At 71.0% G+C, this 19,568-nt stretch carries 20 protein-coding genes; 5 read left to right on the top strand and 15 right to left on the bottom strand.

What is annotated here, in order from left to right; genetic code table 11:
• Positions 1–8: 8 nt before the first annotated feature.
• The gene (locus tag QNO14_RS02495; RefSeq protein WP_257506638.1) at positions 9–731 is read right to left on the bottom strand and encodes a TMEM175 family protein; all 723 of its coding nucleotides are present in this window, start codon (positions 729–731) and stop codon (positions 9–11) included.
• 564 nt (positions 732–1,295) lie between these two features.
• A complete protein-coding gene (gene guaB / locus QNO14_RS02490; RefSeq protein WP_257494796.1) occupies positions 1,296–2,798 on the bottom strand; it encodes an IMP dehydrogenase in 1,503 nt (500 codons plus the stop codon).
• A 288-nt stretch (positions 2,799–3,086) separates the two neighbouring features.
• Between guaB and QNO14_RS02485 the strand changes: the two genes are divergently transcribed.
• The 4 genes from QNO14_RS02485 to QNO14_RS02470 are packed head-to-tail and all read left to right on the top strand — an operon-like array spanning position 3,087 to position 7,154.
• Entirely contained in the window at positions 3,087–4,403 is a 1,317-nt protein-coding gene (locus QNO14_RS02485) for an ABC transporter permease subunit (RefSeq protein WP_374114003.1), read from the top strand.
• Between the two features lie 9 nt (positions 4,404–4,412).
• Positions 4,413–5,390, top strand: coding sequence for a branched-chain amino acid ABC transporter permease (locus tag QNO14_RS02480; protein WP_257494798.1), 978 nt, complete (start codon positions 4,413–4,415; stop codon positions 5,388–5,390).
• A gap of 43 nt (positions 5,391–5,433) precedes the next feature.
• Positions 5,434–6,381: an ABC transporter ATP-binding protein gene (locus QNO14_RS02475; protein ID WP_257506731.1), complete on the top strand. Its 948-nt coding sequence runs from the start codon at positions 5,434–5,436 to the stop codon at positions 6,379–6,381.
• An 11-nt stretch (positions 6,382–6,392) separates the two neighbouring features.
• Positions 6,393–7,154: an ABC transporter ATP-binding protein gene (locus QNO14_RS02470; protein ID WP_257494896.1), complete on the top strand. Its 762-nt coding sequence runs from the start codon at positions 6,393–6,395 to the stop codon at positions 7,152–7,154.
• Between the two features lie 62 nt (positions 7,155–7,216).
• Here the strand turns inward: QNO14_RS02470 and QNO14_RS02465 are convergent, their stop codons facing one another.
• From QNO14_RS02465 to groES, 3 genes are all read right to left on the bottom strand, one after another.
• Entirely contained in the window at positions 7,217–8,485 is a 1,269-nt protein-coding gene (locus QNO14_RS02465) for an ABC transporter substrate-binding protein (RefSeq protein ID WP_257506636.1), read from the bottom strand.
• A 190-nt stretch (positions 8,486–8,675) separates the two neighbouring features.
• Positions 8,676–9,608: an EamA family transporter RarD gene (gene rarD / locus QNO14_RS02460; RefSeq protein WP_257494800.1), complete on the bottom strand. Its 933-nt coding sequence runs from the start codon at positions 9,606–9,608 to the stop codon at positions 8,676–8,678.
• A 75-nt stretch (positions 9,609–9,683) separates the two neighbouring features.
• Positions 9,684–9,980, bottom strand: coding sequence for a co-chaperone GroES (groES, locus tag QNO14_RS02455; RefSeq protein ID WP_191719721.1), 297 nt, complete (start codon positions 9,978–9,980; stop codon positions 9,684–9,686).
• A gap of 162 nt (positions 9,981–10,142) precedes the next feature.
• On the opposite strand from groES, the gene QNO14_RS02450 reads away from it, so the two are divergent.
• Positions 10,143–11,333, top strand: a complete 1,191-nt coding sequence (locus QNO14_RS02450; protein ID WP_257494801.1) for a class I SAM-dependent methyltransferase — start codon at positions 10,143–10,145, stop codon at positions 11,331–11,333.
• Positions 11,334–11,381: 48 nt separating this feature from the next.
• On the opposite strand, the gene QNO14_RS02445 is transcribed toward QNO14_RS02450, so the two are convergent.
• The 10 genes from QNO14_RS02445 to glmS form a co-directional block, all read right to left on the bottom strand.
• Complete coding sequence (locus tag QNO14_RS02445) at positions 11,382–11,879, bottom strand: hypothetical protein (RefSeq protein WP_257494802.1); 498 nt, start codon at positions 11,877–11,879, stop codon at positions 11,382–11,384.
• On the bottom strand, positions 11,876–12,961 hold the full coding sequence (tsaD, locus tag QNO14_RS02440; protein WP_257506635.1) for a tRNA (adenosine(37)-N6)-threonylcarbamoyltransferase complex transferase subunit TsaD: 1,086 nt from the start codon (positions 12,959–12,961) through the stop codon (positions 11,876–11,878). Before tsaD ends, QNO14_RS02445 begins: the two co-directional genes overlap by 4 nt.
• Positions 12,958–13,533: a ribosomal protein S18-alanine N-acetyltransferase gene (rimI, locus tag QNO14_RS02435; protein ID WP_257506634.1), complete on the bottom strand. Its 576-nt coding sequence runs from the start codon at positions 13,531–13,533 to the stop codon at positions 12,958–12,960. Before rimI ends, tsaD begins: the two co-directional genes overlap by 4 nt.
• Complete coding sequence (tsaB, locus tag QNO14_RS02430; RefSeq protein ID WP_257506633.1) at positions 13,530–14,204, bottom strand: tRNA (adenosine(37)-N6)-threonylcarbamoyltransferase complex dimerization subunit type 1 TsaB; 675 nt, start codon at positions 14,202–14,204, stop codon at positions 13,530–13,532. Before tsaB ends, rimI begins: the two co-directional genes overlap by 4 nt.
• Before the next feature lie 46 nt (positions 14,205–14,250).
• Positions 14,251–14,754 (bottom strand): tRNA (adenosine(37)-N6)-threonylcarbamoyltransferase complex ATPase subunit type 1 TsaE, encoded by a 504-nt coding sequence (gene tsaE / locus QNO14_RS02425; protein ID WP_257506632.1) that lies wholly within the window; start codon positions 14,752–14,754, stop codon positions 14,251–14,253.
• A gap of 118 nt (positions 14,755–14,872) precedes the next feature.
• Complete coding sequence (gene alr / locus QNO14_RS02420; RefSeq protein ID WP_257506631.1) at positions 14,873–15,997, bottom strand: alanine racemase; 1,125 nt, start codon at positions 15,995–15,997, stop codon at positions 14,873–14,875.
• Positions 15,994–16,371: a holo-ACP synthase gene (locus QNO14_RS02415; RefSeq protein ID WP_257494808.1), complete on the bottom strand. Its 378-nt coding sequence runs from the start codon at positions 16,369–16,371 to the stop codon at positions 15,994–15,996. Before QNO14_RS02415 ends, alr begins: the two co-directional genes overlap by 4 nt.
• Before the next feature lie 149 nt (positions 16,372–16,520).
• Positions 16,521–17,027 carry an SRPBCC domain-containing protein gene (locus QNO14_RS02410; RefSeq protein WP_257506630.1) on the bottom strand — a complete coding sequence of 169 codons (507 nt, stop codon included), beginning with the start codon at positions 17,025–17,027 and terminating at the stop codon, positions 16,521–16,523.
• Positions 17,024–17,419, bottom strand: coding sequence for an ArsR/SmtB family transcription factor (locus QNO14_RS02405; RefSeq protein ID WP_257506629.1), 396 nt, complete (start codon positions 17,417–17,419; stop codon positions 17,024–17,026). Before QNO14_RS02405 ends, QNO14_RS02410 begins: the two co-directional genes overlap by 4 nt.
• A 197-nt stretch (positions 17,420–17,616) precedes the next feature.
• A complete protein-coding gene (gene glmS / locus QNO14_RS02400) occupies positions 17,617–19,470 on the bottom strand; it encodes a glutamine--fructose-6-phosphate transaminase (isomerizing) (protein WP_257506628.1) in 1,854 nt (617 codons plus the stop codon).
• Positions 19,471–19,568 lie beyond the last annotated feature (98 nt).

The following is a 19,568-nucleotide window of genomic DNA, read 5'->3' as shown; positions in this document are numbered from 1 at the left end:
AGTGAGTATTAGCGGCGCCGAGTGAGTACTCGCGGCGCCGAGTGAGTACTCGCGGTGCCGAGTGAGTACTGGTCCCCCCGTCGGCATTCACCCCGCCGGCATCCACCCCGGATCAGGCGGCCCTGCGGCGCAGTACCCGAGTGAAGACGCCGTCGAGGAGGAACAGGCAGGAATGCCCAGGACCCGACCCAGGGCGCCGGCGCGACGACCACGGCGCTGATGATGAGGGCGCTGCGCGAGGCGCGGCCGAAGGCGACGACGTCCGCCGTCGTCATCTCGGGAAGCATCACGTCGGCGTGGCGTGCCATCCACTCCCACTGCAGCCCACTGCACAGGATCGCGAGGAAGAAACTCACCGGCATGGCCAGTCGGCCCGCCACGAATTCCGAGTACTCGGTGGTCAGATTCGTCGCAAACGGAACGAGCACGATGAACAGCAGCCGCGCGTTGTTGAGCCAGATGACGGTGGTGTCCACGCGCTGGACATGCTCGAACTGCTGCACGTGCACTCGCCACAGCAGGCACAGCAGCACGAAGCTCAGCGCGAAATTGAAGAAGAGGTTCGACATGTCGCCCAGCGCCGCCCACATCTGGGCTTCGGAGTCGACCTCGCCCAGCGAATGATCGGTGAGGTCGAGTACGAGCAACGTCGCCGCGATGGCGAACACGCCGTCGGTGAATGCCTCGATCCGGCGCGTGGACAGGCTCGCCGACCGCGGGCTCCGGATCACGGGGTCAGGCTAGCCCGGTCTCCGACGCCCAGTAAGTGTCCTGGCGGCGGTGCAGCGCCGCGGTCATCGCGGGCTGAGGGCGTGGGCATCCGGGAAGGCGACGCTGTCGCCCAGAGACGTGCGCCGATAGTAAATCTCGCGCCCGCGGCGGAACGAGCGCAGCATCACCGCGCCGGTCCATCGGACATCGCCACGATTCGGTCCAGACCGAATGATGGAGATCTGCGAGCATTGCGGCGCGGATGCCACCGGTTCGGCGTCCGCCGCATGGATGCGACCGCTCGGCCCGACCGCGACGCTGCGGCACATTCCAGAAAGCACCCACCCCGCCCTCCGGCATCCCCGCCGTGCCTGCATCGGCCGCGGCCGCTCCGGCGGAGCCGCGCGGTCACGCCAGGCGCGAGGATCCCCTCGCCCGCATGCAGCGTGAGCGCGACGAACGCGCCGCGCGCTCGTCGACGGACTCTTCGGCTGAGGCGCTGCTCGAGTACTCACTCGCGAGCACGAATACTCACTCGGCGCGGCGAATACTCACTCGGCGCGACGAATACTCACTCGCGAGCGTCAGGCGCGGTAGTTCGGGGCCTCCACCACGATCTGCACGTCGTGGGGGTGCGACTCCTTGAGCCCGGCGGGGGTGATCCGCACGAACTTGCCGCGCGCCTTCAGCTCCTCGACGGTGCGGGCGCCGACGTAGAACATCGACTGCCGCAGGCCTCCGACGAGCTGGTAGGCCACCGCCGACACCGGTCCGCGGTAGACGACCTGCCCCTCGATCCCCTCGGGGATGAGCTTGTCGTCGGTCGGCACGTCGGCCTGGAAGTAACGGTCCTTCGAGTACGACGTCTTCTTGCCGCGCGTCTGCAGGGCACCCAGCGACCCCATGCCGCGGTACTGCTTGTACTGCTTGCCGCCGACGAAGACGATCTCGCCCGGCGACTCGTCGGTGCCGGCGAAGAGCGACCCGATCATCACGCTGTCCGCTCCCGCGACGAGAGCCTTGGCGATGTCGCCGGAGTACTGCAGCCCGCCGTCCGCGATCACCGGGACCCCGGCTTCGCGGGCGGCCAGCGACGCCTCGTACACCGCGGTCACCTGCGGCACGCCGACGCCCGCGACCACGCGCGTGGTGCAGATCGATCCCGGACCGACGCCGACCTTGACGGCGTCCACGCCCGCATCGATGAGCGCCTGGGCACCCTCGCGGGTGGCGACGTTGCCGCCGATGACGTCGATGTGGTCGAACGTCGGGTCGGCCTTGATGCGCCGCACCATGTCGATGACGCCCGCGGACTGCCCGTTGGCGGTGTCGACGACCACCACGTCCACGCCCGCGTCGCGCAGCGCCTCGGCACGCTCCCATGCGTCGCCGAAGAAGCCGATCGCCGCGCCCACGCGCAGGCGCCCCTGCTCGTCCTTGGTCGCCAGGGGGTACTTCTCGCTCTTGTCGAAGTCCTTGATGGTGATGAGGCCCGCGAGCTTGCCGTCGTCGTCGATCAGCGGCAGCTTCTCGACACGGTGGTGGGCGAACAGCGCGATGACCTCGTTGGCGCCGATGCCGACCTTGCCGGTGATGAGTCCCTCGCTGGTCATGACTTCGCGCACCTTGGTGGTCTGCCGCTCGAAGCCGGAGACGAAGCGCATGTCACGGTTGGTGATGATGCCCACCAGGCGCCCGTCGTCGTCGATGACCGGCAGGCCCGAGATGCGGTACTGCGCGCACATGGCGTCGACCTCTTCGATCGACGCGTCCGGTGTCGTCGTGATCGGGTCGGTGATCATGCCCGACTCGCTGCGCTTGACCCGGTCGACCATGGCCGCCTGATCCTCGATGGAGAGGTTGCGGTGGATGATGCCGAGACCCCCCTCGCGGGCGATGGCGATCGCCATGCGCGCTTCGGTGACGGTGTCCATGGCGGCCGCGATGAGGGGCGTCGCGACCGTGATGTTCCGCGTCACGTGCGAGGACGTGTCCGCCTCGCTGGGGATGACGTCGGTGTGGCCGGGCAGGAGGAGGACGTCGTCGTAGGTCAGTCCGACGAATCCGAACGGGTCGTTGTGCTCCATAGGTGTGTCTCCTGCGCGCGCGGCGCGTTCTCGAGTGGACGACGACGGCCGGCGCGGTGCGGCGCCTCTGTTGATTGTAAGTGCCTGCGCGCGCGTTGCATTCCCGCGCGCGTAGTGCAGTGCCGCGCCCGGGAGGACCTGCCGCGCCGACGAAAACGGGATGAGAACGTACGGTAGGCGAAACAGAACCGACACATTACGCTCATAGCGTCGTACACCGAGGCTGATGTCGAACCCGCGCTTCTGGCCTCCCGTACCCGAAGCGGAGGTTCCGTGAGTCCCACGACCATGACGCAGCGGCGCAGCACCGGATGGGTGGGCGTTCTCGTCGGTCTCCTTCTCGCTGCAGCCATGGCTCTGTTCGCTGCGCCCACCGGCGCGTACGCGGCCGGCGATGCCCCGGACACTCCGGGAGGCGACCAGGAGCAGACCGACTTCTACTTCGGCGGTGTGATCACCTTCGACGACGAACCGGTGCCGGACGTGACCGTCGCGGTCGAGGGCGGTGGCTTCGAAGCCGAGACCATCACCGGCGCCGACGGACGCTGGCGCCTGTACGTGCCGGAGAAGGACACCTACACCCTCATCGTCGACGAATCGACGCTGCCGGACGGCGTGATCGTCGAAGGCGAGTCCGCGTCGCAGGAGGTGGAGTTCGGCCTCACCGGCTCGAAGATCGTCAACCTCTTCCTGGGCGAGGGGGTGCGTGAGACCACGTCGTTCGTCGACCAGCTGGTGGAGCGCATCATCAACGGCCTGAACTTCGGCCTGCTGCTGGCGCTGGCCGCCATCGGCGTCTCGCTCATCTTCGGGACGACGGGCCTGACGAACTTCGCCCACGCCGAGATGGTGACGTTCGGCGCGATCGTCGCGGTGATCCTGGGGGTCTTCTGGCAGGTGCCGATGTGGCTGACGATCCCGATCGTGGTGATCGTCGGCGCGGCCTTCGGATGGGTGCTGGATGCCGGTCTCTGGCGGCCCCTGCGGCGCAAGGGCATCGGGCTCGTGCCCCTCATGATCGTGAGCATCGGTCTGTCGCTGGCCGTGCGCTACCTCTACCAGTTCTACTTCGGCGGCTCCACGGTGCAGCTGCCGGGTGCGGGCTCGGCGAAGATCCAGCTGTTCGGTGCGGTGCAGCTGTCGCCGGTGAACCTCATGTCGATGGGCATCAGCATCGTCGTCATCGTGGCGGTGGCGGTCTGGCTGCTGCGCACCCGCGTCGGCAAGGCCACGCGGGCGATCTCCGACAACCCCGGCCTCGCCGCCGCGTCGGGCATCGACGTCGACCGGGTGGTGCGGATCGTCTGGATGATGGCGGCGGCCCTGGCCGCCCTCGCCGGCATCCTGTGGGGCTACTTCCGCCCGGGCGTGCGCTGGGACATGGGTGTGCACATCCTGCTGCTCATCTTCGCCGCGGTGACGCTCGGCGGTCTCGGCACCGCGTTCGGCGCCCTCGTCGGCGCCATCATCGTCGGGCTGCTGGTCGAGGTGTCGACCCTCTGGATGCCGTCGGACCTGAAGTACGTGGGGGCGCTGGTCGTCCTCATCTTGATCCTGCTGGTGAGGCCCCAGGGAATCCTGGGCCGCAAAGAGAGACTCGGATAGGAGGCGACCATGGATTGGGGAGGCATTCTCAACAACACCGCGGGGTGGCTGTTCAGCCCGACGACGATCGCCTACGCCCTCGCGGCGACGGGCCTCGCGGTGCACTTCGGCTACGCCGGACTGCTCAACTTCGGCATGGCGGGCTTCATGGCCATCGGCGCCTACAGCTACGCGATCTCGATCCTGTCGTTCGGGTTGCCGTGGTGGCTCGGCATCCTCGTCGGCATGGTCGCGGCGAGCGTCTTCGCGCTCATCCTCGGCATCCCGACGCTGCGGCTGCGCGCGGACTACCTCGCCATCGTGACGATCGCGGCCGCCGAGATCGTGCGGCTGCTGTTCACCACGACGGCGTTCGACGAGTACACCAACTCCGCCGACGGCCTCGGCGGCTACCACGCCGGCTTCCGCGCGGCGAACCCCTTCCCCGAGGGGACGTACGGGTTCGGGCCGTGGGTGTACACCGCCACCGAGCTGTGGGTGCGGGTGTTCGGCGTGTGCCTGCTGGCCATCGCGATCCTCATCGTGTGGCTGGTGATGCGCAGCCCGTGGGGTCGTGTCCTCAAGGGCATCCGTGAAGACGAGGATGCCGTGCGCTCGCTCGGCAAGAACGTCTTCGGCTACAAGATGCAGGCGCTCGTGCTCGGCGGCATCTTCGGCGCGATGGGTGGCGTGGTGTTCGCGCTGCCCTCCGCGGTGGTGCCGGCGACCTACACCACGAGCCTCACCTTCTTCATCTGGACGATCCTGCTGCTCGGCGGCGCCGCGACGGTCTTCGGTCCGGCCCTCGGCGCGGTGATCTTCTGGGTGATCATGGCGTTCCTCGACGGCGTGCTGCCGGCCCTCGCCGCACAGGGCGTCCTGCCGATCTCGCCCATCCAGGCGGGCACCCTGCGCTTCGTCTTCGTCGGCGTCGCGCTCATGCTGCTCGTGATCTTCCGCCCGCAGGGCATCCTCGGGAACAAGAGGGAGCTGACCTTTGTCAAATAACACCCCCGACACCCCGCCCGAGCCGCCGCCGTCGACGGGCAGCATCCGCCGCCCCAAGACCGGGGGCCTCGCCGAGGGCGAGCCCGTACCCGGCGTCGCCAAGGTCGACCCGATCCTCATCGCCGACAACATCACCCGACGCTTCGGCGGCCTCACCGCCGTCGACGTCGAGCACCTGGAGATCCCCCGCAACGCCATCACGGCGCTCATCGGGCCCAACGGCGCCGGCAAGACCACCCTGTTCAATCTGCTGTGCGGGTTCGACAAGCCCAACTCCGGCTCGTGGAGCTATGACGGCCAGCAGCTGTCCGGCATCCCCTCCTTCAAGGTCGCCCGCATGGGCCAGGTGCGCACGTTCCAGCTCACCAAGGCCCTGTCGCTGCTGACCGTGCTGGAGAACATGAAGCTGGGCGCCACCAAGCAGATCGGCGAGCGCTTCTGGACGAGCATGCTGCCGTTCCTCTGGCGCAAGCAGGAGACCGAGATCGAGCAGAAGGCGCGCGAGCTGCTGGCGCGCTTCAAGCTGGATGCCAAGGCCGACGACTACGCCGCCTCGCTCTCGGGCGGTCAGCGCAAGCTCCTCGAGATGGCGCGCGCCCTCATGAGCGACCCGAACCTCGTCATGCTCGACGAGCCGATGGCGGGGGTCAACCCGGCGCTCACCCAGTCCCTGCTCGATCACATCCTCGACCTCAAGGAACTCGGCATGACCGTGCTCTTCGTCGAGCACGACATGCACATGGTGCGCCACATCGCCGACTGGGTCGTGGTCATGGCCGAGGGCAGGATCGTCGCCGAGGGCCCGCCCGACGTCGTCATGCAGGACAAGTCGGTGATCGACGCCTACCTCGGCGCCCACCAGGACGTCGACCTCGGCGTCGTCACCGGCCGCATCTCGGGGGAGCTGGACACCTCGGCGATCGCACTGCTGGAAGAGATCCACGAAGAGGAAGAGGCGTCGATCGCCGAAGCCGAGGAGGAGAACAAGTGAGCGACCCCTCGATGACAGCCGGCGGCGCCGGCACGGGAACGGCCAGCCGCGAGGTCGTGGTCGACGTGCGGGACCTCACGGCGGGCTACCTCCCCGGCATCAACATCATCAACGGCAGCAACCTCGTCGCCCACCGCGGCGAGCTGATCGGCATCATCGGCCCCAACGGCGCCGGCAAGTCGACGCTGCTGAAGGCGATCTTCGGCATGGTCAAGGTGCGCGGGGGCGAGATCACGCTCAACGGCGAGAGCATCCTGGGACTGAAGTCCGACAAGCTCGTGCAGCGCGGCGTCGGCTTCGTGCCGCAGACGAACAACGTGTTCCCCTCCCTCACGATCGAGGAGAACCTGCAGATGGGGCTCTATCAGCGCCCCAAGGCGTACGCCGAGCGGCTGGAGTTCGTCACGGGCATCTTCGCCGAGCTCGGCAAGCGCCTCAAGCAGCGGGCCGGATCGCTCTCCGGCGGCGAGCGCCAGATGGTCGCGATGAGCCGTGCGCTCATGATGGATCCGGCGGTGCTGCTGCTGGACGAGCCGAGCGCCGGGCTCTCGCCGGTGCGTCAGGACGATGCGTTCATCCGTGTCTCCGACATCAACAAAGCCGGCGTCACGATCATCATGGTCGAGCAGAACGCCCGCCGCTGCCTGCAGATCTGCGACCGCGGCTACGTGCTGGACCAGGGACGCGACGCCTACCAGGGCACCGGGCGGGAGCTGCTCAGCGACCCGAAGGTCATCGGCCTGTATCTCGGGACGCTCGGCGAGGACGAGTGACCCGCTGACGACAGCGAAAAGCCCCGGAGCAGTTCATCTGCTCCGGGGCCTTTCTTCATGTGTCAGTCGTTGACGCGGGTGTGGGTGTTGTCCGCGCCGTACTCGAAGATGCCGATCGTCGCCTCGGTCGGGTCGCCGGCCTCGTCGAACGCAATGCCACCGGAGTAGCCGTCGTAGTCGGCCGTGCCGCCCTCGAGGATGATGTCGGCGCAGTCGGCGAACGACTCGCACTTCTCGCCCTCACCGGTGCCGCCCGACACCTCAGGCAGCGCCGCCGCGATGTCCGCGGTGTCGGTGGAGTTGGCTGCGAGGGCGGCCAGCGCCAGCAGCACCACGGCGTCGTAGGACTCGGCGGCGTAGTTGAAGTCGACCAGCTCGCTGCCGTCCTGCTCCATCCACTGGGCCGTCAGGCGCTCCTGGAAGTCGTCCGAGAGCACGGGACCCGGCTGCGTGCCCTTCGATCCCTCGATCGACACCGGCATGTCGGCGCCCCACTGCGAGATGTTGCCGTCCACGAAGTAGAAGTTGGCGCCGTCGAAGCCGCTGTTGACGAACGACGGGACGATCGTGGCCGTCTCCTCGAAGCCGATCACGGCGATCGCATCGGGGTTCTGGGCCAGGATCGACGACACCGGAGCGCTGAAGTTGGTGTCGCCGGCGTTGTAGGACTCGCTGGCGACGACCTCGCCGCCGGTGGCGGTGAAGGTCTCGGTGAGGGCCGCTTCCAGCCCCGTGCCGTACGCGTCGTTGAGGTAGATGATGCCGAGCGTCGAGTGTCCGTCCTCGGCGATCAGGTTGCCGAGCACCTCGCCCTGCAGCAGGTCGCTGGGGGCGGTGCGCCAGTAGAGGTCGTCATCCTCCCAGGTGGTGAAGTCCGGCGACGTGTTCGCCGGCGAGAACGTGATGACGCCGGCGCCGACCGCCTGGTCGAGGAAGAGCTTGGTCACACCCGACGAGGCGGCGCCGATGAGCGCCTGCACGCCGTTGCCCAGCAGACGCGGCACGGTGGTCTCGTACGCCTTGTTGTCGGTGTCGCCCGAGTCGCCGTACTCCACCTCGACGGTGATGCCCTTGTCGGCCTCGTTGATCTCGGCGACGGCCAGGCCCACGCCCGCTTCCTCGGGCGGGCCGAGGTAGGCCAGCGACCCGGTCTGCGGCAGCACGGTGCCGATGCTGAGATCCAGCGGCGCACGCTCCTCCGCCGCGGGCGCAGCAGACGTTTCGGCGGGCTCGCTCGAACCCGCGCAGCCGGCAAGGATCATCGCGCTGGCTCCGACCACGGCGACGGCGCCGAGGACCTTGGCGCCGCGCGAACGTGTGAAGACGCTCATAGTGCTCCCTAGTTGTTTCGTGAGCGGCGCGGCTTCGTCGGGTGCCGCGCCAGTGGGTCCCAACCTAGACCCGGCTCCGCGTCGCCAGTGTTGCGATGTGTTAACGGTCTGAAACAGAACAGTCTCGGATCGATAACGGCCGCCGGCCCCCACGACGCGGGGGTCGGATGCCGCACCCGGCGGCATCCGCTCAGGTCACCGCGCCGAGGTCGTCGACCCGCACCCGCCGGGCGTGACGCAGCGAATCGGCCGTGAGCAGGATGAGCGCCACCCACACGAGGGCGAAGCCGATCCAGCGCTCGGGGGGCATGTCCTCGCCCAGCCACACGCCGATCGCGAACTGCAGGATGGGGGCGACGAACTGCAGCAGACCCATGACCGTCAGCGAGGCACGGCGGGCACCGGCGGCGAAGAACAGCAGCGGTGTCGCGGTGATGACGCCGGCGAGCGCCAGCAGCACCGCGTGCCCGACGCCGTCGGTGCCCATCGTGATGCCGGTGGTGGCGCCGACGATCACCAGCTGCACGATCGCGACCGGCAGCAGCCAGAAGGACTCCAGGGTCAGACCGCTCACGGCATCCACGGCCGGGCCGATCTGCTTCTTCACCAGTCCGTACACGCCGAACGAAGTCGCAAGCGTCAGCGCGATCCACGGGAACGTGCCGTACCCCACCACGATGACGAGGACCGCCGCTCCCGCCACGCCCAGCGCCACCCACTGGGTCACGCGCAGCCTCTCGCGCAGCACCAGCACGGCCAGCAGCACGGTCACGATGGGGTTGATGAAGTAGCCGAGGCTCGACTCCAGCACGTGCCCGGTGAGGGTGGCGATGAGGAAGACCTGCCAGTTGACGTAGATCAGGGCGCCCGCCGCCGCGGTCCACATGAGCAGTCGCGGCTGCCGGATGATGGCGATGATCTTCGGCCACGACCGCGTCACCGTCAACAGCAGCAGGCAGAAGACGAGCGACAGCAGCACGCGCCAGGAGACGACCTCCCACGGGCCGGTGGGGGCGAGCACGAGGAAGTACAGGGGCATGAAGCCCCACAGGAAGTACGCGCAGAATGCGTAGACCCCGCCGAGCGCGCGTTCGCGGGCGGGGTCGTGGGCGGGGGTCGTCACCGGCTCAGCCTAGAGCCGCCGTGACGACGAAGGACCCGGATGCCAGGCATCCGGGTCCTTCGTGAGAATCGCGTCTCAGCGGACGACGACAGCCAGCACGTCGCGCGCCGACAGCACCAGCAGCTCGTCGCCACCGAACTTGACCTCGGTCCCGCCGTACTTGCTGTAGATCACGCGGTCGCCGACGGCGACGTCGAGCGGAATGCGGTTGCCGTTGTCGTCGATGCGACCGGGGCCCACGGCGACGACCTCGCCCTCCTGGGGCTTCTCCTTCGCGGTGTCAGGAATGACCAGCCCGCTGGCAGTGGTCTGCTCGGCCTCGACCTGCTTGATGACGATGCGGTCCTCGAGCGGCTTGATGGAAACCGACACGGTCTACCTCTTTCTTGGAACTGAAGACTCGTTAGCACCCACCTGTTGAGAGTGCTAACGCCAGTGTACGGGCGCGCTGGCACTCACGCAACGCGAGTGCCAGCCCTCGTGACGCCGCGTGACGGGCAGGGCCGCCGCGCGCCGCCGCCGTAGGCTGAAGGGATGGAGCTCGCCGAACTGACCGCACTGCTGACCCCGGAGGGCCTGCGGCTGCTGGACGCGACGGGCGGCATCCGCACGACCGACGAAGCCGCGGCCGCCGTGTCTCGGCTGCGCGCCGCCGGCCACTCCCCGGAGCTCGTCGCCGCCGTCGTGGGGCAGGCACGGCTGCGGGTCAAGGCCGAGGCGAAGTTCGGCGAGTTCGCCGAGCGCATGCTGTTCACCCGCGCGGGGCTGGAGCAGGCCACGCGGCTGTCGGTCGCCGCCCGGCACGCGGTCCGCTTCCGCGACGCCGGGTTCTCCCGCGTCGCCGACCTCGGCTGCGGCATCGGCGGCGATGCGCTGGGGCTGGCGGCGCTCGGGCTCGAGGTCGAGGCGGTCGAGGCCGACGAGGTCACCGCGGCGATCGCGGCCTACAACCTCGCCCCCTTCGGCCGGCAGGTGCGGGTGCACCACGCCCGGGCCGAGCAGTTCGACTCGCCCTCCGTCGACGCCGTGTGGCTCGATCCCGCCCGCCGCACGCCCGGACACACCGAGACCACGCGCGTCGGTGCAGCCGAGTGGTCGCCGCCGCTGGAGTGGGTCTTCCACTTGGCCGAGCGCACGCCCGCCGGCATCAAGCTCGGCCCTGCCTTCGACCGGGCCCTGCTGCCGCCGCGCGCAGAAGCGCAGTGGATCAGCGTCGACGGATCGACCATCGAACTGGTCGTCTGGACACGCTCGCTGGCCCGCCCCGGCGTGCATCGGGCGGCGCTGGTGGTGCGCGGGGACGCGGCGCACGAGCTGACCGCGGCGGCCGACACCGCGGACGAGCCCGTGCGCCCCCTCGGCGCCTACGTGCACGAGCCCGACGGGGCCGTCATCCGCGCCCGCCTCATCGGCGACGTCGCCCGTCGGCTCGAGGCCGGCATGCTGGCGCCGGGCATCGCCTATCTCACCGGCGACGCGGCCCTCACGAGCCCGTTCGTGTCGACGTTCAAGGTGCGCGAGCGCCTCCCCGCCGATGTCAAGGGTCTCAGCAAGGCGCTGCGCGAGCGCGGCATCGGGACGCTCGAGATCAAGAAGCGCGGCGTGGACGTCGACCCCGCGGTGCTGCGCACCAAGCTCAAGCTCTCGGGGAGCGGGTCGGCGACGCTGCTGCTCACCCGTGTCGGCAACACCAGGCTGGCGCTGCTCGCCGACCGCGTGAGCTGAGCACGTGAGCTGAGCGCGTGAGCTGAGCGTGGCGAGCTGAGCGCGGCGTCAGGCGAAGATGTTGGCGGTGCCGGCGGCCCAGATGAGCCACCCCGCGCTGTACAGCACCGAGAGCACCGCGAGCACGAGCGCCCACACCGCGACCGACCGGTTCTCGAGGGGGCGGCGCAGCGCGATGACCGCCGTCACGGCGGCGCCCACGCCGATCGGGAACCCCCACCCGACGAACCAGGAGATCACGAGGCCGGCGATCGCGAACCCCAGCGCCCAGGCCGCGATGCCCACGACGGGGCGCTGCGGCTCGATCCAGGCGTAGACCGTTCCGGTGTCGTTCAGCGCCTCGCGCTCGGCCCGGTTGAGGCCCTCGGCGACGTCGACGTCGACCGGCGCGGTGGGGAGCCGATGGAAGCCGCCGCGGTGCTCGCCGGGAAGGCGCGGCGCTTCGTCGGCCACCGCCACATCGGGAGAGGGCTCCTCGACCCGCGGTATCGGCCGCGGCGGCGTGCTGGGCACGGCCGCGGCGGCATCCGGCCGTTCGTCGCTCACACCGGCACCTCCTCGGCCACCTGGATCTCGGTGACGGGAAGCGTGGAGTCCGCGCCGAACGCCAGCGAAGACGCCGGCCGGCCCGCGCTGATGAGCTCGGCCGCCAGCCCCGCGATCATCGCACCGTTGTCGGTGCACAGGCTCAGCGGCGGAATGCGCACCGTCACCCCGGCCTCGGCGGCGCGGGCGAGCGCCACCTCGCGCAGCCGACGGTTGGCGATGACTCCGCCCCCGAGCAGCAGCCGCGGCACGTCGTGACGGACGCAGGCGTCGAGCGCCTTCGTGACGAGCACGTCGACGACGGCTTCGCGGAAGGATGCCGCGACGTCGGCGACGGGAACCGGCTCCCCCGCCGCCTCGCGCTGCTCGATCCAGCGGGCGACGGCGGTCTTCAGGCCCGAGAACGAGAAGTCGTAGCGGTGGTCCGCCATGTCCGACGCGCGGGACATCCCCCGCGGGAACCGGATCGCGTCCGGGTCGCCGGTCGCCGCAGCCCGGTCGATCTCGGGTCCGCCGGGATACGGGAGCCCGAGGATGCGCGCCACCTTGTCGAACGCCTCACCGGCGGCGTCGTCGACGGTCTCCCCCAGCATCTCGACGTCGGTCGTGAGATCGCGCACCAGTAGCAGCGACGTGTGCCCGCCGCTGACGAGCAGCGCGACCGTGGGGTACTCGACGGCGTCGCCGGTGAGGAGGTCTGCCGCGATGTGGCCGACGAGGTGGTTCACGGCGTAGAGCGGCTTGCCGAGGCCCACGGCGAGGGCCTTGGCGGCGCCGATCCCGACCATGAGGGCACCGGCCAGGCCCGGTCCGCTGGTGACGGCGACCGCGTCGAGGTCGGCGAGCGTGACGGGGCGGCCCTCGGCGGCTGAGGCCTCGGCGAGCGCCCGCTCGATGGCGGGCTGCAGGGCCTCGAGGTGGGCGCGCGCGGCGATCTCGGGCACGACGCCGCCGTAGCGGGCGTGCTCGTCCATGGAGCTGGCGATGGTGTTGCTGAGCAGGCGCCGGCCGCGCACGATGCCGATGCCTGTCTCGTCGCAGCTGGTCTCGATGCCGAGCACCAGCGGGTCGTGGCGGTTCACGAGTGGTCCCTTTCGGCCGCGGCGTCGGTGGTGGCGGGGGCGGCGGGTGTGGCGGCCGGCGCGGCGGCGCCGGTACCGGGCGCGGTCGCGTGCGTACCGGGCGCGGTCGCGCGCGTGGCCGCCCAGGCCCGCAGGTCGAGCCGCATCACGACGGCATCCACCCCGTCCGGCTGGTAGTAGGCGGGCCGCCTCCCGAGCTCGCTGAAGCCCTCCGAGACGTACAGCGCCTGGGCCGTGGGGTTGTCCGCCCGCACCTCGAGGAAGACCTCGGCGACGCGGCGCGTCACCGCCTCGTCCAGCAGGGCCCGCAGGAGCGCGCGTCCGTACCCGCGCCCGCGGGCGTCGGCGGCGATCGCGATGGTCTGCACGTCGGCATCCTTCGCCCCGTCGGGGGCGCGCAGTCCCGCGTAGCCGACGAGGCGTCCGTCCTGTTCGAGGGCGAAGTAGCGGCCATGCGGCGAGGCGAGCTCTGCCCGCATCAGCGTCTCGCTCCAGGCATCGGTGGGAAACGAGGCCCGCTCGAGCGCCATGATCGCGTCGAGGTCGTCGAGGTGGGCGGCGCGCACGGTCATGCGCCGACCTTCTTGCGGGGCGCCGGCACCGACACGTCGGGCGAGCGGAGGTAGAGCGGCTCGGATGCCGCGACCTCGCGCCCCGCCGCGATCGCCCGCGCGGCGACCAGGGCGAGCATCTGCGCGGGCACGGCCGCGGCGTCGTGGCGGCGTGCGCCGAGCTCGACCAGGCGCGCGTCGAGGTCATCGCGCGGCACGAGGGCGGGGCCCGCGGTGCGAACGGGCAGCCCCTCGTCGTCGAGACCGTCGTAGACCGAGTACGCGAACTCGCGGCGGCGGGCGTCGGTGACGACGGCGAACCGCGGGGTCTCCTCCCCCGCGATCGCGTCGGCCAGCAGCACCTCGAGGGCGACGGCGTCGTGGCTCGCGACAGGGATCACCGGGACGCCACGGGCCAGCGCGAACGCGGTCGCCGCAGCGATGCCCACCCGCAGGCCCGTGAAGGGCCCCGGTCCCATTCCGGCTGCGACGTGCGTCACGGTGACGGGCTCCGCCGCGGTCGTCGTGCCCACCGGACCCCGCGTCGCCTCGCCGAGCACCTGCTCGAGAAGTCCGCCGATCACCTCGGCGTGCGCGAGCGGGTTGTCGCTGGCGGCGGCCGAGCGCACGACCCCGTCGAGCTCGACGACGGCCAGAGCCGTGCCGAGAGAGGTGTCGATGCCGAGGATCACCGTTCCAGGCTACCCGCGCGTGCGCGCGGCATCCTCGCCTCCGCCCTCACGGGCGACGGGAGACGACGACGCGTCGCGGGGTGTCGGCGTCGAGCTCCTCGGTGGCGCGCGAGAAGGTGCCGCAGGCGGTGTCGACGCCGCGGCCGTGCCACTCGCGGTCGAGCTCGACCTCCCACCAGGTCTCGCGCAGGCCCGGCACCATGTCCCGGCCCCACTCGACGATGACCACCGACCCGTCGAGGTCGATGTCGATGTCGTCCAGCTCCGCCGCCGAGCCCAGCCGGTAGGCGTCGACGTGCACGAGCGGGGGGCCGTCCACGAGCGACGGGTGCGTGCGGGCGATGACGAAAGTGGGACTCTGCACGGGACCGCGCACGCCCAGGCCCGCCGCGATGCCGCGCGTCAGCGTCGTCTTGCCCGCCCCCAGCGCCCCGGTGAGCACGACGAGGTCCCCCGCCCGCAGCGCGCGGCCGAAGTCGCGGCCGAGCTGCTCCATCTCCGCCGGAGACGAGATCTCCCGCTCGCCGAGGAACGCGTCCAACCCGGTCATCGCCGGCCTCCCGTGCACAACGTCGGCGATCCGAGCCGGCCCGCGTCGCGATCGTGCCCGCGGTGGCCCGCGCCGCCCGCGGTGGCGACGTTGTGCACGCGGCGCGTGTCGAGCCCCGTCACGACGTCACCGCGCGCCGCGATACGCGCGGGCCGATGCGCGTCACGATCTCGTAGTTGATCGATCCGGATGCCGCGCCCCACTCGTCGGCGGCCGGCTCGCCGCGGGCGGGGTCGCCGAAGAGCACCACTTCGTCGCCCACGGCCACCGGGGTGTCGCCGACGTCGACGACGAACTGGTCCATCGCGATGCGGCCAGCGACGGTGAACCGGCGGCCGCCGAGGGTCACCGGGCCCCGGCCCGAGGCGGCGCGCGGCACCCCGTCGGCATAGCCGAGCGGGACGAGCGCGAGGGTCGTCTCGGCCGCGGTGCGGTGCGCGTAGCCGTACGACACGCCCTGCCCGGCGGGCACACGGCGCACCGCGACGACGGGCGCGCGCAGCGTCATGGCGGGGCGCAGGCCCAGGTCCGCCGAGGTGCGGTCGTCGAAAGGCGACAGTCCGTACATGCCCAGGCCGATGCGCACGCAGTCCAGGCGCGCTTCGGGCAGGTCGATGGCGGCGTCCGTCGCGGCGATGTGGCGCACCTCGGGGGTGAGCCCCGCCGAGGCCGCGAGCGCCGCTCCCTCGTGGAACCGCACGAGGGCGGCGCGGTCGTCGGCCGCGGACGTGTTGGAGAGGTGGCTGAAGAGGCCGACCACGCGCACCCGGCCGAGTCGCTCCAGGCGGGCCGCCTCCGCGAAGACCGTCGCCCAGTCCGCGGGCGCGAGGCCGTTGCGGCCGAGGCCCGTCTCGAGCTTCAGGTGCACCGCGACCGGCCTGTCGGCGGTCGCCGCTGCGGCTGCGGCGAGCAGCTGGTCGAACCGCGACACCCCGATCTCGATGCCGTGCGACGCCGGCTCGGCGAACGTGGCGCCGGGGGCGTGCAGCCAGGCCAGGATCGGCGCCCGGACACCGGCGCGGCGCAGATCCAGCGCCTCGCTCACGTCGGCGACGCCGAGGCGCGTCGCTCCGGCGCCGAGCGCCGCCTGCGCGGTGCGCACGGCGCCGTGGCCGTAGCCGTCGGCCTTCACCACGGCGAGGATCTCCACGCCGGTGAGGCGCTTGAGTCGGCGGACGTTCGCGCCGATCGCGCCGACGTCGATGACGGCCTCGCGCAGCGTGCCTGCCGGCATCCCGTTCATCGCGCACCCCCTGTGCCCGGGTCTGCGGACTCGGCCACCACGTAGGCGGTCGCCAGTCCCGCGTCGTGCGACAGCGACAGGTGCAGCGTCGTGATGCCGCGGTCGGCGACCACCGCGGCAGTGGATCCGGTGAGGGTGAACCACGGGCGCCCCGAGGGCTCCGGGGTCACCTCGATCTCGGTCCAGTGCACGCCGTCGGAGCCGCCCAGCGCCTTGATCAGGGCTTCCTTCGCGGCGTAGCGGGCCGCCAGCGACCGCGGGGGCAGGCGCCGCTCGGCGGGCGAGAAGAGCCGCTCGGCGAGCCGCGGCGTGCGTTCGAGCGACCGCTCGAACCGCGGGATGTCCACGAGGTCGACGCCGATTCCGACGATCACAGCCACCTCCCTCGCACCCCGGTCCCCGTCGGGGCGCGGCATCCGACAGGATACCTCGCGGCCGCCCGTCGGGATTCCGGCTGTGGGTTGCGCCTGATTCGGGCCGGGCCGAATCCGGCGGTGGGCAGGAGTTCCGACGGGGTCGGTCGCTAGCGCGCCGCGGCGAACCGTGCGCTGTAGCCGGGGTCGAGCTGGGCGAACCGCGCGTCCCACGCCCCCGGGCCGCCGAGGTCCGCCCCGGGGTCGGCGGCCACCGCGGCCAGCCGCTCGAGGTACGTCTGCCACCCGGCGCCGTAGGTCATCGACTGGATGCCGGTGTGCTCGAGCACGAGCCGGGTCCCGGTCGGCGCGGGCTCGAGGCGCACCACGAGTTCGGTCGGCTCCTCGCCCTCGGCGTGCCACACGGTCGTGAAGCCGTACGGCGGGTCGCACGCGGTGACCTCGCCCCGCCCCCACGCGCCTGCGCCGTCGCCGTCGGCGACCTCCCAGGCGCCGCCGAGGCGCAGGTCGCCGCTGTAGTTCCCCATCCACCGCGCCAGGCGGTCGCGCTGGGTGACGGCCTCCCACAGGTCGTCGATGTCGGTGGGGTACACCGCGTCGTACACGAGGCGGTAGCCGTCGCCGTGGCGCTCGATGAGCGGGGAGTCGATGGTCATGAGGCATCCTTCCGGTCGTGTCGCGCAGGCCGCGGCGGTGCCGCCTGCGTCGTGGTCGTTCCCGCCGCGGCGTGCGTGCGCTTGCCGCGGGCGATCTCGGTGCCGAGGGCGTCGAGCCGCTGGGTCCAGGGGGCGCGCAGGCGCGCGAGTGCCGCTTCGGCCGCCGCGGGGCCTGCGGGGTCGAGGGCGTAGATGCGACGCGGGCCCTCGGCGCGCACGGTCGCGAAGCCGTTCTCGCGCAGCACGCGGAGGTGCTGCGATACCGCGGGCTGCGAGATGCCGAACTCGGCGCGCACGAGGTCGACGAGGGCGCCGGCGGGCTGCTCGCCCTCGGCGAGCACCTCGAGCATGCGCCGCCGAGCGGGGTCGGCCAGGACGTCGAACGGGTGCACGAGACCACCGTATAAGTTCCGACTTATACGGTCAAGCGCTCGCGAGTGAGTATTCGTCGACGCGAGTGAGTATTCGTCGACGCCGCGGGCCGGCGGCTTGGTGTCCCGCGGCCCGCTGCGGCGCACCCCCCGAATACTCACTCGGGAACGCGAATACTCACTCGGTGCCCCGAATACTCACTCGAGAGCGCGAATACTCACTCGACGGTGACGGACTTCGCGAGGTTGCGGGGCTGGTCGACGTCCAGACCCTTGGCGGTCGCCAGGCCCATCGCGAAGATGTGCAGCGGCACGACGGCCAGGAGCGGCTCGAAGAGGGGACCTGCCAGCGGGATGCGCAGCACCTCGTCGGCGAACGGGAGCACGGCGGCATCGCCCTCTTCGGCCACCGCGATCACGCGCGCGCCGCGGGCACGGATCTCCTGGATGTTGGAGACGACCTTCTTGTGCAGCTCGGCGGACTCGCGCGGCGACGGGACGATCACGAACACCGGCTGCCCGGGCTCGATCAGCGCGATGGGGCCGTGCTTGAGCTCACCGGCGGCGAAGCCCTCGGCGTGGATGTAGGTGATCTCCTTGAGCTTGAGGGCCCCCTCCAGCGCGATCGGGTACCCCACGTGGCGGCCGAGGAACAGCACCGAGCGGGTGTCGGCCATCCAGCGCGCGAACTGCTCGATGTGGGACTGCTCCTCGGCGAGGATCTGCGAGATCTTGCCGGGGATGGCCTCGAGCTCGCGCGCGTGCTCACCGATCTCGACCGCCGAGAGCGTCTCGCGCAGCCGTCCGATGTGCAGGGCGAGCAGGTACAGGGCCGTGATCTGCGCGACGAAGGCCTTCGTCGAGGCGACGGCGACCTCGGGACCGGCGTGCGTGTACACGACGGCGTCGGATTCGCGCGGAATCGTCGCACCCTGCGTGTTGCAGATCGACAGCGTCTTCGCGCCGTGCGCCGAGGCGTACTTGACGGCCATGAGGGTGTCCATCGTCTCGCCGGACTGGCTGATCGACACCACGAGCGTGTCGGGACCGATCACCGGATCGCGGTAACGGAACTCGTGGGCGAGCTCCACGTCGACGGGGATGCGCGTCCACTGCTCGAGCGCGTACTTGCCGGTCATCGCCGCGTAGGCGGCGGTGCCGCAGGCGATGACGACGATGCGGCGGATGCCGATGAAGAGCTCATCGAGCCCATCGAGCTCGGGGATCTGCACGAGCCCCTCGTGGATGCGTCCGCGGACGGTGTTCGCGACGGCCTCGGGCTCCTCGGACACCTCCTTGGCCATGAACGACGACCAGCCGCCCTTCTCCGCCGCCGAGGCGTCCCAGACCACTTCGAAGGGCTCGACGTCGACGTCGTTGCCGTCGAAGTCGGTCACGGTGACGGCGTCGGGGGTGATCGCGACGATCTGGTCCTGGCCGATGGCCAGGGCGTTGCGCGTGTGCTCGACGAAGGCGGCGACGTCGGAGCCGAGGAAGTTCTCGCCCTCGCCCAGGCCGATGACCAGCGGCGAGTTGCGGCGGGCGCCGACGACGACGCCGGGGCTGTCCTGATGCATCGCCAGCAGGGTGAAGGCGCCCTCCAGGCGCGACACCACGGCGCGGAAGGCGGCGACCAGGTCCCCGTCCGACTCGTGGTAGGCCCGGCCGAGCAGCACCGCGGCGACCTCGGTGTCGGTCTCGCTGCGGAAGGCGTACCCCTCCGACAGCAGCTCCGCCTTCAGCTCGGCGAAGTTCTCGATGATGCCGTTGTGGATGACGGCGAGCTTGTCGTCATCGGCGAGGTGCGGGTGCGCGTTGGCGTCGGTCGGCCCACCGTGGGTGGCCCAGCGGGTGTGGCCGATTCCGGTCGTGCCATCGGGCATGGGGTGTGCGGCGACGTCGTCGCGCAGCACGCTGAGCTTGCCGGCGTGCTTGCGCATGTCGAGGCGTCCGTCTTCGTCGATGACGGCGATGCCGGCGGAGTCGTAGCCGCGGTATTCGAGGCGGGCAAGGCCCGAGAGGAGGATGTCCTGGCTCGGCCGCGGGCCGACGTATCCGATGATTCCGCACATGCCGCCCATCATAGGTCGGGGCGGCTGCAAGCCCGCGCCGCGCAGCACCGGGCGACGGACGGTGCGTGGCACGAGCGGGGTGGATGCCGCAGGCGGCG

Source organism: Microbacterium sp. zg-Y625, assembly GCF_030246925.1.
GTDB classification, from domain to species: domain Bacteria; phylum Actinomycetota; class Actinomycetes; order Actinomycetales; family Microbacteriaceae; genus Microbacterium; species Microbacterium jiangjiandongii.
The sequence above is the reverse complement of the archived record's forward strand: the minus strand, read 5'-3'. Positions and strand labels throughout refer to the sequence as shown.

Excerpts from the sequence above, each read along its gene's own strand:
- QNO14_RS02410 (WP_257506630.1), bottom strand. The coding sequence starts at position 17,027 with ATGACCATCGACTCCCCGCTCATCGAGCGCCACGGCGACGGCTACCGC.
- rimI (WP_257506634.1), bottom strand. The coding sequence starts at position 13,533 with ATGACCGTGCGCGCCGCCCACCTCGACGACCTCGACGCGATCATGGCG.
- QNO14_RS02450 (WP_257494801.1), top strand. The coding sequence starts at position 10,143 with ATGGAGCTCGCCGAACTGACCGCACTGCTGACCCCGGAGGGCCTGCGG.
- guaB (WP_257494796.1), bottom strand. The coding sequence starts at position 2,798 with ATGGAGCACAACGACCCGTTCGGATTCGTCGGACTGACCTACGACGAC.
- glmS (WP_257506628.1), bottom strand. The coding sequence starts at position 19,470 with ATGTGCGGAATCATCGGATACGTCGGCCCGCGGCCGAGCCAGGACATC.
- QNO14_RS02470 (WP_257494896.1), top strand. The coding sequence starts at position 6,393 with ATGACAGCCGGCGGCGCCGGCACGGGAACGGCCAGCCGCGAGGTCGTG.
- QNO14_RS02480 (WP_257494798.1), top strand. The coding sequence starts at position 4,413 with ATGGATTGGGGAGGCATTCTCAACAACACCGCGGGGTGGCTGTTCAGC.
- alr (WP_257506631.1), bottom strand. The coding sequence starts at position 15,997 with ATGAACGGGATGCCGGCAGGCACGCTGCGCGAGGCCGTCATCGACGTC.
- tsaE (WP_257506632.1), bottom strand. The coding sequence starts at position 14,754 with ATGACCGGGTTGGACGCGTTCCTCGGCGAGCGGGAGATCTCGTCTCCG.
- QNO14_RS02465 (WP_257506636.1), bottom strand. The coding sequence starts at position 8,485 with ATGAGCGTCTTCACACGTTCGCGCGGCGCCAAGGTCCTCGGCGCCGTC.
- QNO14_RS02485 (WP_374114003.1), top strand. The coding sequence starts at position 3,087 with ATGACGCAGCGGCGCAGCACCGGATGGGTGGGCGTTCTCGTCGGTCTC.